Source organism: Achromobacter sp., assembly GCF_049647645.1.
GTDB lineage: Bacteria > Pseudomonadota > Gammaproteobacteria > Burkholderiales > Burkholderiaceae_B > Achromobacter.
Genome location: NZ_JBARYB010000001.1, coordinates 1 through 13408, shown reverse-complemented (window position 1 = coordinate 13408; position 13408 = coordinate 1). Strand labels below are relative to the sequence as shown.

General features: G+C 67.6%; 10 protein-coding genes. 5 read left to right on the top strand and 5 right to left on the bottom strand.

Annotated elements, in window-relative coordinates:
• Window positions 1–60 precede the first annotated feature (60 nt).
• Both WBB14_RS00050 and uvrA read right to left on the bottom strand, forming a co-directional pair.
• Window positions 61–1197 carry an aminodeoxychorismate synthase component I gene (locus tag WBB14_RS00050; RefSeq protein WP_424238015.1) on the bottom strand — a complete coding sequence of 379 codons (1137 nt, stop codon included), beginning with the start codon at window positions 1195–1197 and terminating at the stop codon, window positions 61–63.
• Window positions 1198–1202: 5 nt separating this feature from the next.
• Window positions 1203–6965, bottom strand: a complete 5763-nt coding sequence (gene uvrA / locus WBB14_RS00045; RefSeq protein WP_424238014.1) for an excinuclease ABC subunit UvrA — start codon at window positions 6963–6965, stop codon at window positions 1203–1205.
• A 242-nt stretch (window positions 6966–7207) separates the two neighbouring features.
• Between uvrA and WBB14_RS00040 the strand changes: the two genes are divergently transcribed.
• From WBB14_RS00040 to WBB14_RS00025, 4 genes are all read left to right on the top strand, one after another.
• Window positions 7208–7993: an IclR family transcriptional regulator gene (locus WBB14_RS00040; protein ID WP_424238013.1), complete on the top strand. Its 786-nt coding sequence runs from the start codon at window positions 7208–7210 to the stop codon at window positions 7991–7993.
• A gap of 22 nt (window positions 7994–8015) precedes the next feature.
• Window positions 8016–8666, top strand: coding sequence for a bifunctional 4-hydroxy-2-oxoglutarate aldolase/2-dehydro-3-deoxy-phosphogluconate aldolase (locus WBB14_RS00035; RefSeq protein WP_424238012.1), 651 nt, complete (start codon window positions 8016–8018; stop codon window positions 8664–8666).
• Window positions 8659–9591 (top strand): sugar kinase, encoded by a 933-nt coding sequence (locus WBB14_RS00030; RefSeq protein ID WP_424238011.1) that lies wholly within the window; start codon window positions 8659–8661, stop codon window positions 9589–9591. The genes WBB14_RS00035 and WBB14_RS00030 overlap by 8 nt, the downstream gene beginning before the upstream one ends.
• 227 nt (window positions 9592–9818) lie before the next feature.
• On the top strand, window positions 9819–9947 hold the full coding sequence (locus WBB14_RS00025; protein ID WP_006226408.1) for a hypothetical protein: 129 nt from the start codon (window positions 9819–9821) through the stop codon (window positions 9945–9947).
• A gap of 102 nt (window positions 9948–10049) precedes the next feature.
• On the opposite strand, the gene WBB14_RS00020 is transcribed toward WBB14_RS00025, so the two are convergent.
• On the bottom strand, window positions 10050–11024 hold the full coding sequence (locus WBB14_RS00020) for a LysR substrate-binding domain-containing protein (RefSeq protein ID WP_424238010.1): 975 nt from the start codon (window positions 11022–11024) through the stop codon (window positions 10050–10052).
• Window positions 11025–11249: 225 nt separating this feature from the next.
• On the opposite strand from WBB14_RS00020, the gene WBB14_RS00015 reads away from it, so the two are divergent.
• Window positions 11250–12185 carry a glycosyltransferase family 2 protein gene (locus tag WBB14_RS00015; protein ID WP_424238009.1) on the top strand — a complete coding sequence of 312 codons (936 nt, stop codon included), beginning with the start codon at window positions 11250–11252 and terminating at the stop codon, window positions 12183–12185.
• Window positions 12186–12222: 37 nt separating this feature from the next.
• On the opposite strand, the gene WBB14_RS00010 is transcribed toward WBB14_RS00015, so the two are convergent.
• Complete coding sequence (locus WBB14_RS00010) at window positions 12223–12972, bottom strand: ABC transporter ATP-binding protein (protein ID WP_424238008.1); 750 nt, start codon at window positions 12970–12972, stop codon at window positions 12223–12225.
• On the bottom strand, window positions 12972–13408 hold a 437-nt coding region (locus WBB14_RS00005; protein ID WP_424238007.1), incomplete at its 5' end, for an ABC transporter ATP-binding protein. The genes WBB14_RS00005 and WBB14_RS00010, both read right to left, overlap by 1 nt.

Sequence of the window (13408 nt, the reverse complement as noted above, 5' to 3'; positions counted from 1 at the left end):
GCCGCGCTCTATCCTACTACCGATGCCCGCGCGGTTGTCGCGGGCGCAGGGCTAGCGGCATCAGGCCCGCAGGATCCGGGCCTTCCAGTGGCATTCCTGCCATTCCTCGGCCGGGTCTGAATCGTGCACGATGCCCCCGCCCACGCTGTAGACGCCATGTCCGGCCTGGTCCAGCACCAGGGTGCGGATCGCGACGTTCAGCGAGAAGTCGCCATTGGGCGCCAGCCAGCCGATGCTGCCGCAATACAGGCCGCGCGGCGCCGCTTCCAGCTGGCGGATGCGGCGCATGGCCGCGACCTTGGGAGCGCCGGTGATGGAGCCGCAGGGGAACAGCGCGCGCAGCACCTCTTCCAGCGACGCTTGCGGCGCTTGCGCCGATACCGTGGACGTCATGGTCCAGACGGTGGGATAGCGCTCCAGCGAGAACAGCGCGTCGACCCGCACCGAGCCCGGCTCGGCCAACCGGCCCAGGTCGTTGCGCAGCAGGTCCACGATCATCAGGTTTTCGGCGCGGTTCTTTTCGCTGGCCTGCAGCGCCTGGCCCAGCCGTTCGTCCTCGGCCGGATCGGCGTGGCGCGGGGCCGTGCCTTTCATCGGCCGCGTGGTCAGGCGCGGGCCGTCGCGGCGCACGAACAGTTCCGGTGAAAACGACAGCACCGTGCGTTCGCCGTCCTGGATGTAGGCGCCGTGCGCCACCGGATTGCGGGCGGCGATGCGCCGGTACAGCGTGGCCGGGTCGCCCAGTAGCTGCAAATCCAGCGGCTGGGTGTAATTGACCTGGTAGAGCTCGCCGTCGCCGATCAGGCCGCGGATGGCGTCGATCTGGCGCACGTACTCCGCTTCGGTCATGCGCGGCGCGGGCAGGCTGATGGCGGCGGGCGCGCTGCCGGCGTCCGGCGCGTCCCAGGGCGCTTCGTCCTGCTTGTGTTCGAAAACCAGCGCCGTCAGGCGTGGTTTGCCGTCATCGCGCGGCGGCGTCCAGGGGCCGGCGGGCGGCGCCCTGGCGGCCTCGGGCAACAGCCATTCGCCCAGTTCGTAATCCAGCAACAGGGCGATCCAGCGCCCCTGCCGCCGCTGCGCCTCGATGGCGGCCAGGGCGGGGGCGACCTCGGCGGCGCAGCGCGCCTCGATCCGCGAGCAAAAGCCCTCGAACCGCAGCGCGCGGCCGGCCAGTCGGTCTTCAAAACGACATTGCATGCTTCTTACTGCTGTTGATGTGCCAGGAATTCCTTCAGGACCCGGCCCGTATGGGAATGGTCGCTCAAGGTCATGACGTGTTCGGGCGAGCCTTCGCCCACCAGCTTGCCGCCGCCCGTGCCGCCTTCGGGGCCCAGGTCCAGCAGCCAGTCGGCTTCGGCGATCACGTCCAGGTTGTGCTCGATCACCACCACCGTATTGCCGGCTTCCACCAGCCGGTGCAGCACGTGGATCAGCTTTTCCACGTCGGCCATCGACAGGCCGACGGTGGGCTCGTCCAGCACGTACAGCGTGTGCGGGATGCGCGAGGCGCGGCCGGTCTTGATCAGGCCGTCGGTCAGGCGGGCCTTGGACAGTTCGGTCACCAGCTTGATGCGCTGCGCTTCGCCGCCCGACAGGGTGGGAGAGGGCTGCCCGAGCGTCAGGTAGCCCAGGCCCACGTCCTGCATCAGCTGCAGCGGGCGGTGGATCTTGGGGTGCGCCGCGAAGTAGCCGATGGCGTCGTCCACTTCCATGGACAGCAGTTCGCCGGCGTTCTTGCCGCGCATCTGCGTGCTGAGCGTGTCGTTGTTGAAGCGCGCGCCGTTGCAGGCGTCGCAAGGCACCTTCACGTCCGGCAGGAAGTTCATCTCGATGGTGCGCATGCCCTGGCCTTCGCAGATCGGGCAGCGGCCGTCGCCGGTGTTGAACGAGAAACGCGCCGCGGTCCAGCCGCGCATGCGCGCTTCGCGGGTATCGGCGAACTGCTTGCGCACGTCGTCCCAGAAGCCCACGTAGGTGGCCGGGCAGGAGCGCGGCGTCTTGCCGATGGGCGTCTGGTCCACTTCCAGCACGCGGTCGATGGCTTCCCAGCCCTTGATGCTTTCGCAGCCCGCCCAGCCCGGCGATTTGCCTTGCGAGACGGCCTGCATCAGGTTGTCCAGCAGCACTTCGCGCGCCAGCGTGGACTTGCCCGAGCCCGACACGCCGGTCACCACGCTCAGGCGGCCCACCGGGAACTTTGCGTCCACGCTGCGCAGGTTGTGCAGGCGGGCGCCCTTGATCTCGATCATGGGCGTGTCGGCCTCGACCGGCCGGCGGCCTTGCAGCGGATGCTGCAAGGGCTTGGCCAGATAGCGGCCAGTGACGGATTCGGGCGCGTCGATCAGGTCCTGGGCGCTGCCCTGGGCCACCACGCGGCCGCCGCGGATGCCCGCGCCCGGGCCGATGTCGATGATGTGCGAGGCGCGGCGGATGGTGTCGTCGTCATGCTCCACCACCACCAGGGTGTTGCCGTTGCCTTCCAGGCGCGCCAGCGCGTCCAGCAGGATGCGGTTGTCGCGCGGGTGCAGGCCGATGGTGGGTTCGTCCAGCACGTAGCAGACGCCCTGCAGGTTGGAGCCCAGCTGGGCGGCCAGGCGGATGCGCTGCGCTTCGCCGCCGGACAGCGTGGGCGCGGCCCGGTCCAGCGCCAGGTAGTTCAGCCCGACCTCCTGCATGAAGTTGAGGCGTCCGCGGATTTCCGTGAGGATGTCGCGGGCGATCTCGCCTTCGCGGCCGCGCGCCACCAGGCCGGTGAAGAAGGTATGGGCGTCCGACACCGGCAGCGATGCGAGTTCCGCAATGGACTTGTCGCGCCAGCGCACGGCGCGGGCCACCCGGTTCAGGCGCTCTCCGTCGCATTGCGTGCAGGCTTTGGCCTCGCCTTCGTACCAGGCGTTCCAGGCGGTTTCCTCGCCGGTCTGCTCTTCGTCGAAGCCCTGCAGTTGCAGGCCGGTGCCGAAGCAGCCGGTGCACCAGCCATGCTTGGAGTTGTACGAGAACAGGCGCGGATCCGGCTCGGGGAAGCTGGTGCCGCAGGACGGGCAGGCGCGCTTGACCGAGAAGTGCTGCTGCTGCAGGTCGCTGTCCAGCGCCTCGTGCAGCTTGTTCACCGGCCAGACCACGGACATGACGCCCTGGCCGTTTTCCAGCGCGCTCTTGACCGCGGCGCGCAGCTCGGCTTCGTTGGCCGGGTCCACCACCACGTCCGCGACGGGCAGCTCGATGGTGTGTTCCTTGTAGCGATCCAGGCGCGGCCAGGGCGCGACGGGGATGAATTCGCCGTCCACGCGCAAGTGCGTGTGGCCCTTGGAGCCAGCCCACTTGGCCAGGTCCGTGTAATAGCCCTTGCGGGCCGTGACCAGCGGCGCCAGCAGGCCGATGTGCTCGCCCCGGTGCTCGCGCAGCAACCGCGCCACGATTTGGTCCGTGTTCTGAGGCTCCACCGCGACGTTGCAGTCCGGGCAGTACTGCGTGCCCAGCTTGACGTACAGGAGTCGCAGGAAGTGATGGATTTCCGTCATCGTGGCCACGGTGGACTTGCGTCCGCCGCGGCTGGTGCGCTGCTCGATGGCGACCGTGGGCGGGATGCCGAAGATGGCATCCACGTCCGGCTTGCCCGCCGGCTGCACGATGGCGCGGGCGTAGGCATTGAGCGATTCCAGATAGCGGCGCTGGCCTTCGTTGAACAGGATGTCGAAGGCCAGCGTGGACTTGCCCGAGCCCGACACGCCGGTGATGACGGTGAACTTGTCGCGCGGAATCTCCACGCTGACGTTCTTCAGGTTGTGCTCGCGGGCGTTGCGGATCTCGATCGCCATATTGGCCTGGCGGCGCTCGCGCACGAGGGATTGCAGCGGCCTGCCCGCGTCCGCGCCATAGGCTTCGCCTGGCTCGGCGATGCGGGCCGTCAGGCCGGCCTGTTCGACCTCTTGCGCGTCGGCATCGCTGCTCACGACCACGTCGACCGGCAGGATGCTGACTTCATAGTCGCGCAGCGCCGCGCCGGTGTGCGACTTGGGGTTGTCCATCAGGTCCTGCGGCGTGCCGGTGCCGAGGACCAGGCCGCCGGCGTCGCCGCCTTCCGGGCCCAGGTCGATCAGCCAGTCGGCCGCGCGGATCACGTCCAGGTTGTGCTCGATGACCAGCAGCGTGTGGCCGGCGGCCAGCAGCTTGCGGAACGCGCGCATCAGCCGCGCCACGTCGTCGAAGTGCAGGCCGGTGGTGGGTTCGTCGAACAGGAACAGGCTGCCCTTCTTGGCGACCTTGGCGGTGGAGATGCCGCTGCGCGCCGCTTCGGCCAGGTGGCCGGCCAGCTTCAGGCGCTGCGCCTCGCCGCCCGACAGGGTGGGCACGGGCTGGCCCAGCCGCACGTATTCCAGGCCCACGTCGGCCAGCGGCGCGAGACCGGTCTGTACGTCGCGCAGGCCCTTGAAGAAGTCCAGCGCCTCGCTGACGGTCATCTCCAGTACTTCGTCGATGGACGCGCTCTTGCCCAGGTGTTCGACGCGCACTTCCAGCACTTCGGGGCGGAAGCGCTTGCCGTCGCAGTCCGGGCAGCGCAGGTAGACGTCGGACAGGAACTGCATTTCCACGTGCTCGAAGCCGGTGCCGCCGCAAGTGGGGCAGCGGCCGTCGCCGCCGTTGAAGCTGAAGGTGCCCGCCGTGTACGCGCGCTCGCGCGCCAGCGGGGCCTGGGCGAACAGCTTGCGGATCGCGTCGAACGCGCCCACGTAGCTGGCCGGGTTGGAACGGGCGGTCTTGCCGATGGGGGTCTGGTCCACCATGACCACGTCTGCGATCTGTTCCGCGCCCAGCAGGCGGTCGAAGGCGCCGGGCGATTCAGACGGCTTGCCCTTCTGCTTGAGCAGGGCGGGGTACAGCACGTCCTGCACCAGCGTGGACTTGCCCGAGCCGGACACGCCGGTCACGCAGACCAGGCGGCCCAGCGGCAGTTCGACCGAGACGTTCTTCAGGTTGTGCGCGCTGACGCCTTCCAGCAGCAGGCGCGGCGTGTTGGCCGCCACCGGCATGGGGCGTGGCGCTTCCACGCGCTGGCGGCCACCCAGGTAGTCGCCCGTCAGCGTGCGCGCCGCGCGCAGTTGCGCCGGCGTGCCATCGAAGACGATCTGGCCGCCGCGTTCGCCGGGGCCTGGGCCGATGTCGATGATGCGGTCCGCGGCCACCATGACCTGCGGGTCGTGCTCCACCACCACCAGCGTGTTGCCGGCGTTGCGCAGACGGTGCATGACTTCGACGACGCGGTGCATGTCGCGCGGGTGCAGGCCGATGGACGGCTCGTCCAGCACGAACAAGGTGTTCACCAGCGAGGTGCCCAGCGCCGTGGTCAGGTTGATGCGCTGCACCTCGCCGCCCGACAGCGTGCGGCTCTGGCGGTCCAGCGTCAGATAGCCCAGGCCCACGTCGCACAGGAACTTGAGCCGCGCACGCACTTCGGTCATGAGCAGGTCGGTGGCGGCATCCAGCGCGCCCGAGAACGACAGCGTGTCGAAGAAGATCCGCACGCGTTCGATGGGCAGCAGCATCACGTCATGGATCGACAGGCCGCCCAGGCCTTCGAGCTGCTCGCGGCTCCAGTTGGCGCTCACGGGCATGAAGCGCTTGTAGCGGCCGTCCGCGGGCGGCAGCACGGTGTCGGCTTCCTCCCGGGTGCCCAGGCGCCAGAGCAGCGCGTCGGGCTTCAGGCGCGCGCCGTTGCAGGTGGGGCAGGGCGTGTAGCTGCGGTACTTCGACAGCAGCACGCGCACGTGCATCTTGTAGGCCTTGGTTTCGAGCCAGTCGAAGAAGCGCTGCACGCCGTACCACTGGTGCTTCCAGGCGTCGTTGCCGCCCTTCCAGTCGGGCGTGCCGTAGAGCACCCAGCGCTTATGTTCCTCGCTCATGCTCTTCCAGGGCACGCCTAGCGGGACGCCGGCCTTGGGCGCGTATTTCTGCAGTTCGTCCTGGCATTCCTTGTAGGACGGGGTGGTCCAGGGCTTGATGGCGCCTTCCAGCAGGGTCTTGTTTTCGTCCGGGATGACCAGGCCGAAATCGATGCCGATCACGCGGCCGAAGCCGCGGCAGGCTTCGCACGCGCCCAAGGGCGAGTTGAACGAGAAGCTGCTGGGCAGGGGATCGGTGTATTCGATGTCGCAATCGGCGCAATGCAGGCGATCGCTGTACTTCCAGATGTGGGCATTGCCGCCTTCGGCGTCCATGACGTACACGGCCAGGTGGCCGGCGCCCATGCGCAGCGCGGTGTCCAGCGCTTCCATGATGCGTTCGCGCTCGGTGCCGGCGAAGCGGAAGCGGTCCTGGATCACGTGCAGGATGCGGCGCGATTCGGTGCTGCTCTTCGCGGCCTTGGCCTTCTTGACGCCCTTGGCCGGGGCGGCCGCGCGCGGCGCGGCGGTTTCCTCGGCGTGCACGCGGGTGTAGCCCTGCTGCTCCAGGAAGCCGCGTACTTCTTCTTCGGTGAAATTGGCGGGAACGGCGATGGGGAAGGTCACCACCAGCCGCGGGTCGCCGGCAGCGGCGGCGCGTTCGGCCAGCGAGTGATAGACGGAGTCCGGCGTGTCGCGCCGCACCACCTTGCCGCAGCCGCGGCAATACAACTTGGCGCCGCGCGCGAACAGCAGCTTCAGGTGGTCGTTCAGTTCCGTCATCGTGCCGACCGTGCTGCGCGAGCTGCGCACCGGATTGGTCTGGTCGATGGCGATGGCGGGCAGGATGCCCTCGATGCGGTCCACCTGCGGCTTGTCCATGCGGTCCAGGAACTGGCGCGCATAGGGCGAGAAGGTTTCCACATAACGCCGCTGGCCCTCGGCGTACAAGGTGTCAAAGGCCAGCGAACTTTTGCCGGACCCCGACACGCCGGTTACGACGACCAGTTCGCCGGTGGCGATGGTCAGGTCCAGGTTCTTGAGATTGTTCTGGCGGGCGCCAACGATGCGAATTTGGGAGCTCATGGACGGTATCGTAGCCTGAGGGGAGAGGCCTGCCCGAGCGACAACCCATCGCTGGTTCCGAGCGCGGCGATATGGAATAATTGACTATATTGTGAGTCGCCTGTCCATAATATGGACAATCGTGCGGCTTACTAGCTGTACAAATAAACAGTATCGCAGATTCGTCTGACATTCGCGCTGTTCGGCTTGCACATTCTGCTGATTCATTGCTAAAGGCTTGTCGCCCTTAGTTGGAGACATACTTGCTGGAAACCAAGGTCCCGGGCGCCGCGGCGTTCGCCAAGTTCATGACGGTGCTGCAGGCCGTGGCGGATGCGCCCCAGCCGCCCACGGCCGCGTCGCTGGCGCGCAGCTGCGGTTATCCGCGGCCCACGGTTTACCGCATCGTCGCCGCATTGGCCGAGCAGGGCATGGTGGTCGAAGCGGGCGGCGTCTACCGCCTGGGACCCAGGCTGATGTCGCTGGCCAGCCGGGCCTGGTCGCAATTCGACCTGCGCGCGGCGCTGGCGCCCGACCTGCAGGCGCTGCGCGACGAAACCGGCGAAACCGTGCATCTGGCGGTGCCCGCCGGGCACGAGATGACCTATATCGACAAGCTGGAAAGTCCCGGGCCGGTGCGGATGGCTTCGCGCGTCGGCGCTTCCGTGGCGCTGCATTCCAGCGCGGTCGGCAAGGCCTACCTGGCGGCGCTGGATCAGACTGCGCGCGAGCGCCTGCTGCGCGAGTTGCCGCTGACCGCCCGCATGCCTGGCACCGTGACCGGCCTGCCGGAACTCCGCGCCGTGCTGGATGTGGCCGCCGCCCGCGGCTACGCCACCGACGACGAGGAAAACGAGCCTGGCATCGTCTGCTACGGCGTGGCCCTGTGCGATGCGGCCGGGCGGCCCGTCGCCGGCGTCAGCGTCAGCACCCTGCTGTTCCGGCGGCGCGAAAACCCGCAAGCCGCCTATATCGAACCCTTGCTGCGGCTGCGCGACGCCGCCGCGGCCAAACTCGCCGTTCTGCCGCCATCGTCCGGCGGCGCCTGACCGTCTGCCACCAAGGAACTCCATGACCGCATCCGCCGCTCCCCGCGCCTCCAAGCTCGCCGCCCTCTTGGCCGCCCGCGTCGTTCCCGTGTTGCGCTACACGGACGCCGCCACCGCCGCCTACGCAGCCGAAGTCGCCGTGGCTGCCGGCTGCACCACCCTGGAGCTGACCTGGACCATCCCCGGCGTCACCGACCTGCTGCGCGCGCTGCGCGACAAGCACGGCAGCGCCCTGCTGCTGGGCGTAGGCACCGTGCTGGACCAACACCAGGCGCGCGAGGCCCTGGTCGCGGGCGCGGACTTCCTGGTGTCGCCGGCGCTGGCCACCGACATTGTCGACCTGGCGCACGCAGCCGACGCGCTGTGCCTGCTGGGCGCCTTCACGCCCACCGAAGTGCTGGCGGCGCGCCGCGCGGGCGTGGACGTGGTGAAGATATTCCCGGCGGACACGGGCGGCCCCAAGCACCTGGCGGCGCTCAAGTCCGTCTACCCGGACACCATCTTCTGCCCCACGGGCGGCGTCACCCAGGACAATATGGGCACGTACTTCGCCGCCGGCGCCGCCATCGTGGGCATAGGCAGCAACCTCTATGACAAGGCGGCCTTCGCCGCCCGCGACACCGCCGCGCTGGTGGCGCAGATCAAGCGCACCCGGGAGGCCGCCCATGGCTGATTTCGACATCGTCGCGCTGGGCGAGCCGCTGGTCGAACTGAACCAGACGCACCAGGACCAGCGCCAGTACCTGCAAGGCTTCGGCGGCGATACTTCCAACGCCGTCATTGCGGCTGCGCGGCAGGGCGCAAGCTGCGCCTATCTGACCCGCGTCGGCAACGACGCCTTCGGCCAGCAGTTCCTGGACCTGTGGCAGGCCGAAGGCGTGGACACCTCGGGCGTGCAGGTGGATGAGCAGGCGCACACCGGCCTGTACTTCGTGCAGCACGGCCCGGACGGCCACGCCTTCAGCTATTTGCGCCGCGGTTCCGCCGCCAGCCTGATGACGCCGGCCAGCCTGGACTCGGGCCTGATCGAACGCGCCCGCTACCTGCACGTGTCGGGCATCAGCCTGGCGATCAGCACCAGCGCCTGCGATACCGTCTTCGCCGCCATCGAGCGCGCGCACGCGGCCGGCGCCCAGGTCAGCCTGGATTCGAACTTGCGGCTGCGTTTGTGGCCGGTGGACCGCGCCCGCGCCGTGCTGCGCGAAACCATGCGCGCGGCCGACCTGTTCCTGCCCAGCATGGACGACATGCAGCACCTGACCGGCAACGACGACCCGGAGCGCACGCTGGACTGGATCCGCGACGCCGGCGCGAGCGGCGTGGTGGTGCTGAAGCTGGGCAAGGATGGCTCCATCATCGACGACGGCCGCCAGCGCATTCCGGTGGCCGCCTTGCGCGTGGACGCGGTGGATGCGACCGGGGCGGGCGACTGCTTTGCGGGCAGCCTGCTGGCGCGCCGCTGCCAGGGAGATTCCTGGGAGGACGCGGTGCGCTACGCCAACGCGGCGGCGGCCCTGTCCACCCTGGGCTATGGCGCGGTTGATCCGCTGCCGCGCAAGGAACAGGTATTGGAACGGCTGAAGAGCATTTCCGGCTGATTGCAGGATGGATCCCGGGCAGGCGCGGGTGCTTGCCCAGGGCGGGGGGAGGCAATCCGCCCCTAATTTAATGGCTCATCACAGGAGCGTGGCGGAAACGCCGCATTTTTGCGTCGTTGGCGCGTCCCGTGCATTTCAGGCTAAAATGCCAAGTTACCCGAATTTTCCGCCAGCCCAGTATCCGGTTGTGCGGGCTTCACTACCGCAAATTCAACAGGAGAATCAACATGGCTGAACGCAAACGCGTGCGTCGCAACACCCTGGAACGTCGTTGCCTGGGCAAGGCTTTCAAGCGCTTGTTCGTCAAGTCGCCCAAGGGTGTTTTCAAGATGCTGGAAAAGATCAAGCGCGTCTAATCGATGCGTCAGGCCGGGGCTTGCCCCGGTCCGATAAAAAAAACCCGCCGGTGCGCCGCGCGGGTTTTTTTTCGTCGGCCCAAAATCTGGGCGGGGCCATGTCTACTCGTGGTCCTGGGGCGGGCCCAGCTTGGGCAGGATGAAATCCATGAAAGCCCGGGTTTTGGCCGGCTGGATGCTGGACGGATACACCACGTAGATCGAAATCGGATCCACCTTCCAACCCGGCAGCACGCGCTTGAGCGAATTGCGTTTGATGATGGGGGCGAGCGCATGGCAGTGCGGCATGCGGGTAATGGCCAGGTCCAGGCCCGCCAGCGTGCCGGCGATGCTCATATTGTTGGCCGCGAGGTGGCCGCTGACCGCCACGCGTTCGCTGACCGCGCCGCGGTGCAGCGTCCAGTGCGAATGCGCGGCATCGATGGCGGTGCGCAGGCACTGGTGCTGGGCGAGATCGGCGGGGACCTTGGGTTCGCCGTGGCGCGCAAGGTAGCGGTCGGAGGCGTACAGGTAGCTGTCCAGGGAAACCAGCTCCTGCACCACGGCGCCGCTGTGCACAGTGCTGTTGCCATTGCCGTTGTCGTAGCCCGTGTCCGCTGACGTCCGCGGATGATGGGCATCGTTGCCGAAACGCAGCACCACGTCGAACGGCGTGCCTTGCGCGTCGGACGCCGTCATCATGCTCAGGTCGAACTCGCACTCCACTTCCGGGTAGCGGTCGGTGAAGTCGTTGATGGTTTCAGGCAACAGCCACATCGCCAGGCTGTACGGCATGGATACCCGCAGGTTGCCGGACGGACCGCCCGACAGCGATTGCAGTTGCTCGTGCGCCAGGCGGGCTTCGTCGATCAGGCCCTGGCAGCGCCGCATATAGGCCGCGCCAGCCTCCGTGAGATCCAGGCGGCGGGTGTTGCGGTTGATCAGGCGCAAGCCGATGGCGCGTTCCAACTCGTTGATCCGACGCGACAAAGTCGAGGTCGGCATGTCCAGCGCGCGCGCCGCCAGGCTGAAGCTTTTACGCTTGGCGACCTCGACGAACAAGGCGATGTCATTGAGCTGGACGGTCGAGGCTTCCATAGGCATTCCGGTTTTGGCCGCCCGAGTGTACCGCCACTACGTTGGACGTCCCAAGATCGGCGCGGGCTCTCCGAGCCCTGTAAAGCGCGGCTTTTGTCAGATTTGATTGCAAATTTGCGCGGCACGGGACAAGTTCGTGCGGGCATATCCCCTAAACTTCAGGCGAAAACACCAAAACCAAGACCGCAGCGCTTGCACCACGCATCGCAAAGGGGCTCAGTGGGCATGACCGATACACCAACTTTCTTCACTGTTTTGACGCCCACCTACAACCGGGCGGGCACGCTGCACCGGGTCTATGAGTCGCTTTCCCGGCAGACTTTCCGGGATTTCGAATGGGTCGTGGTGGACGATGGTTCCACCGACAACACCCACGAATCCATCCTGGAATGGCAGGCGCGCGCCGATTTTCCGATCCGCTATTTCTGGCAGAACAACCGCCACAAGAAAACCGCCTTCAACCGGGGCGTGCGCGAAGCGCGCGGCGAACTCATCGTCGGCCTGGACAGCGACGACGAAATGCCGCCCGACGCCCTGGCCACGTTCAAGGAAGCCTGGGACAGCATTCCGCCGGCGCGGCGCGAATCCTATGTCGCCGTGACGGGCCTGTGTGCACGTCCGGACGGCAGTATCGTCGGCGACCGCTATCCGCAGGACGTGTTCGACAGCACGGCCGTGGACGTCTATTTCCGCTATCGCATCAAGGGTGAGAAGTTCGGCTGTATGCGCACCGACATCCTCAGGAAGTATCCCTTTCCCGAGGATGTCGCCGGCTTCGTGCCCGAAAGCCTGGTGTGGTGGGCGATCGCGCGCGCGGGCTATCTCAGCCGCTTCATCAATCGCGTGGTGCGTACCTACCATGACACGCCTGGCGGCCTGAGCCGGGGGGCGGTGTCCGTGGGCAACAACGCCCAGGGCCTGTACTTGCTGGCCTGGGACATGCTGCAGCATCACCTGGAATTCTTCCGCTACCGGCCGCGCGAGTTCATCATGGCCGCGGCGCGCTATACCCGCTTTCGCCTGCACCTGAAGCATTCGGGCGTGCCGACGGCGGTGCAGGCCTACAAGCTGACCAATCCGGTGGCGAAGTTCATGGTGGCGGCCATGTGGCCGCTGGGCTATGCCCTGTACCGCCGCGACAGGCGCCGCGGGGTCGCCTAGGGGCCGCCGCGCAGGCAGGCCCCCGGCGGCCGGCGCTTCAGGCCGGCGCCGCGGCAGGGGCCCCATGCCCCAGCCCCAGATACACCTCGACCACGCGCGGATCCTCCGCCACCTGGGCGGCCGGGCCTTCCAGCGTGACGGCGCCGGTTTCCAGCACGTAGGCGTAATCGGCCACCTGCAGCGCGGCGCGGGCGTTCTGCTCGATCAGTAGGATGGATACGCCCATTTCCCGCAGGCGCGCGACGATGCGGAACACTTCCCGCACGATGCGCGGCGCCAGGCCCAGGCTGGGTTCGTCCAGCATCAGCAGCCGCGGCTTGGCCATCAGCGCGCGACCCACCGCCAGCATCTGGCGTTCGCCGCCGGACAGCGTGCCGGACAGCTGGGCGCGGCGTTCCTTCAGGCGGGGAAACAGCTCATAGACCTCGGCCAGCGTCTGGTCCTGGTCGCGCAAGCCGTTGCGGAACCGATGGAACGCGCCCAGCAGCAGGTTGTCTTCCACCGTCATCTCGGCGAACAGCTCGCGCTTTTCGGGCACCAGGTTCATGCCGGCCGCCACCATTTCCTCGATCTCGGCATGCTCCTGCTGCTTGCCGCCGAAGACGATCTGGCCGCTGGACGGCAGCACGCCCATGATGGCCGACAGCAGGGTGGTCTTGCCGGCGCCATTGGGGCCGATCACGGTCACGATCTCGCCTTCGCCCACTGCCAGGCTGACGCCCGAAATGGCTTCGATCTTGTCATAGGCCACGCGCAGGTCGCGCACTTCCAGCAATTTCGCGCTCATCATTCCACTCCGCCCAGATAGGCTTCAAGCACCGCGGGGTTGTTCTGGATCTCGGCGGGCAGGCCTTCGGCGATCTTTTCGCCGAAGTCCATGACCACCACGCGGTCCACCAGCCCCATCACGAAGTCCATGTCGTGCTCCACCAGCAGGATGGCCATGCCCTCGGCGCGCAGCTTCTTCAGCAGTTCGGCCAGTTCGCATTTTTCTTGATAGCGCAGGCCCGCCGCGGGTTCGTCCAGCAACAGGATGCAGGGATCGGACGCCAGCGCGCGGGCAATCTCCAGGATGCGCTGCTGTCCCAGGGCCAGGGAGCCTGCCTCGTCGTGCAGATGCTTGCCCAGGCCCACGCGTTCGACCTGGCGCGCGGCTTCGGCCAGCAGGCGCGCCTCTTCGGCGCGGTCCAGCCGCCAGGCGGCCGGCAGCACACCGCGGTGGC

Coding starts and splice junctions, on each gene's coding strand:
- WBB14_RS00050 (WP_424238015.1), bottom strand. CDS start 1,197: ATGCAATGTCGTTTTGAAGACCGACTGGCCGGCCGCGCGCTGCGGTTC.
- uvrA (WP_424238014.1), bottom strand. CDS start 6,965: ATGAGCTCCCAAATTCGCATCGTTGGCGCCCGCCAGAACAATCTCAAG.
- WBB14_RS00035 (WP_424238012.1), top strand. CDS start 8,016: ATGACCGCATCCGCCGCTCCCCGCGCCTCCAAGCTCGCCGCCCTCTTG.
- WBB14_RS00030 (WP_424238011.1), top strand. CDS start 8,659: ATGGCTGATTTCGACATCGTCGCGCTGGGCGAGCCGCTGGTCGAACTG.
- WBB14_RS00025 (WP_006226408.1), top strand. CDS start 9,819: ATGGCTGAACGCAAACGCGTGCGTCGCAACACCCTGGAACGTCGTTGC.
- WBB14_RS00020 (WP_424238010.1), bottom strand. CDS start 11,024: ATGGAAGCCTCGACCGTCCAGCTCAATGACATCGCCTTGTTCGTCGAG.
- WBB14_RS00015 (WP_424238009.1), top strand. CDS start 11,250: ATGACCGATACACCAACTTTCTTCACTGTTTTGACGCCCACCTACAAC.
- WBB14_RS00010 (WP_424238008.1), bottom strand. CDS start 12,972: ATGAGCGCGAAATTGCTGGAAGTGCGCGACCTGCGCGTGGCCTATGAC.